Origin of the sequence: Desulfovibrio sp. 1214_IL3152, from assembly GCF_036763055.1 — a bacterium.
In the GTDB taxonomy this organism is placed as follows: domain Bacteria; phylum Desulfobacterota; class Desulfovibrionia; order Desulfovibrionales; family Desulfovibrionaceae; genus Desulfovibrio.
Window position 1 is genome coordinate 1 of sequence record NZ_JBAIYW010000120.1, and the last position, 1,839, is coordinate 1,839.

General features: G+C 58.5%; 4 protein-coding genes. All 4 read right to left on the reverse strand.

Translation table 11 applies throughout. The features are described from left to right. Window positions 1-272, reverse strand: a 272-nt coding sequence (locus V6C07_RS02470; RefSeq protein ID WP_333534803.1) for a DNA-formamidopyrimidine glycosylase family protein, incomplete at its 3' end; no start/stop codon positions are given. 138 nt (window positions 273-410) lie between these two features. Further along, window positions 411-938: a ribosome maturation factor RimM gene (gene rimM / locus V6C07_RS02475; protein ID WP_333534804.1), complete on the reverse strand. Its 528-nt coding sequence runs from the start codon at window positions 936-938 to the stop codon at window positions 411-413. A 12-nt stretch (window positions 939-950) separates the two neighbouring features. After that, window positions 951-1,184: a KH domain-containing protein gene (locus V6C07_RS02480; RefSeq protein ID WP_333534805.1), complete on the reverse strand. Its 234-nt coding sequence runs from the start codon at window positions 1,182-1,184 to the stop codon at window positions 951-953. Window positions 1,185-1,338: 154 nt separating this feature from the next. Next, entirely contained in the window at window positions 1,339-1,578 is a 240-nt protein-coding gene (gene rpsP / locus V6C07_RS02485; protein WP_012625424.1) for a 30S ribosomal protein S16, read from the reverse strand. Between the last annotated feature and the right edge of the window lie 261 nt (window positions 1,579-1,839).

Sequence of the window (1,839 nt, forward strand, 5' to 3'; positions counted from 1 at the left end):
AGACGGCCCGTCATGCGCAAATGCACGGCCAGGCGCAGGCCTTTCATGGCGCGTACATCGGCATCTTCCGCCTTTGCCGGGTCAAGCAGCAGCAAAACCAGCTTGCCACGTCGCGTCACATCGGCGATGCGGCATCCCCGCAGCCGCTGCAAGGGCAGGCTCAGGGGATGAAGGCTCGTGGCACGCAAGACCTGAGCATCAGCAATAACGCGGCCCTGCACATGGGGACGCAGGGTACGGACAACAGTCTCCACTTCCGGCAGTTCTGGCATGATCGTCCTCTGATTCGGCAAATGACATTACGTAAGTATAAGGCGCGCCCACCGCATGGCAAGATTGAACAGCAAATGCCCATAAAGGAAAAACCCGCTTGCGCGGGTTCATAGTCACAAAATACCGCGCCAGGCGGGTTATTTTTCTGAAAGATAAATATCCAGCAGACCTTCCGGCGGATCAATAATGACAGCCGGGGCTTCCAGATCAAAGCCCGCAATAAATTCGGGCCGTGCAGGAAAGAGCACCTCGCGGTCGTCATCGGTCATGATGACCCAGACCTCAAGACCGGCGGGATACTCAAAGTGGTCGAGCCTGCCCAGACGTTTTCCATCCGGCAGAAAAACGTCGCCGCCCAGCAGGTCTTCCAGATAGACTTCGTCATCTTCCGGTTCGGGCAGGGCCTCGCGTTTGGTCAGCAGTTTACAGCCGCGCAGCCCTTCAACGGCGTTGCGGTCAACCACGCCTTCAAGCAAAAGCAGCGGACGCCCCTTGTGGCTGCGCACAGCCACCTGGCGCACGCGACGCGGTTCGCCATCGCCCGCCTGAAGCCAGAGCGGGGTTGTCAAAAGCAAGGGGGAGTCCGCATGCCAATCGATGCAGATCTCCCCTTTAATACCGTGGGGTCGCGCAAGCGTACCCATATGAATCCAGGAATCGGCCATAACTTCCTGACGCTACTCCAGTATTTCCAGCACAGTGCGTTTTTTGCACTTGATGGAAGCGGCACTCAGAATAGTGCGCATGGCTCTGGCCGTGCGCCCCTGCTTGCCAATGACCTTGCCCAGGTCTTCCTTGGCAACCTTGAGTTCCAGCACGGTAGTCTGCTCACCTTCCACTTCGCTGACCTGCACCTCGTCGGGGTGATCCACCAGGGACCGGGCAATATATTCGATCAGGGCCTTCATTATACACCTCCAAAGGGGCCTGCACCGGGGAATACCCGGAACAGTAAAGGCCGTGCGCAGTGCCGATTTGCCCATAAACGGCCATCCCCGCCATTTTTTACGATATGCGGGAGGCCGCAGGGCATCTGCCGCCGTGGCGGAAGCTTAGCGAAATGCGCTAGGCCATGTGTTTTTTGATCAGGGCGCGGACGGTGTCCGTAGGCTCAGCGCCACGGGCCAGCCATTCCTTGATTTTGTCCGCATCGAGCTTGACTTCAACCGGATCAGTCATGGGATTATAGTAGCCCAGAAACTCCAGCGGACGGCCATCACGACGGGTTTCGTCGGTGGCGGCCACTACCCGGTAGAAGGGGTGCTTTTTGCTGCCGAGGCGGGTCAATTTCAACTTTACAGCCATGAGTCCAACTCCCTTTGAGGTGTTATGTTATCGTTGCGCCCGGGAAAGGGCAAGGGCGGAAAAGCCCTGGCGCAAAGAGGTGTTGCCGCTACGACGGCGCTCCTTGCCGCGAAATGCCTTATTTTTTCTTGCGCTTCTGGCGCTCTTTTTTCTTGCGCTTTTTAGCCGCAGCCGATTTGCCGGAACCGGAGCGCCCGCCGGGCATGCCTTCCATTCCGGGCAAACCACCCATGCCGGGCAGGCCGCCCATCCCAGGCAGGC

What these genes read in the sequence shown, in the direction of transcription:
- rpsP (WP_012625424.1), bottom strand. Translation starts at nt 1,578, where the DNA reads ATGGCTGTAAAGTTGAAATTGACCCGCCTCGGCAGCAAAAAGCACCCC.
- rimM (WP_333534804.1), bottom strand. Translation starts at nt 938, where the DNA reads ATGGCCGATTCCTGGATTCATATGGGTACGCTTGCGCGACCCCACGGT.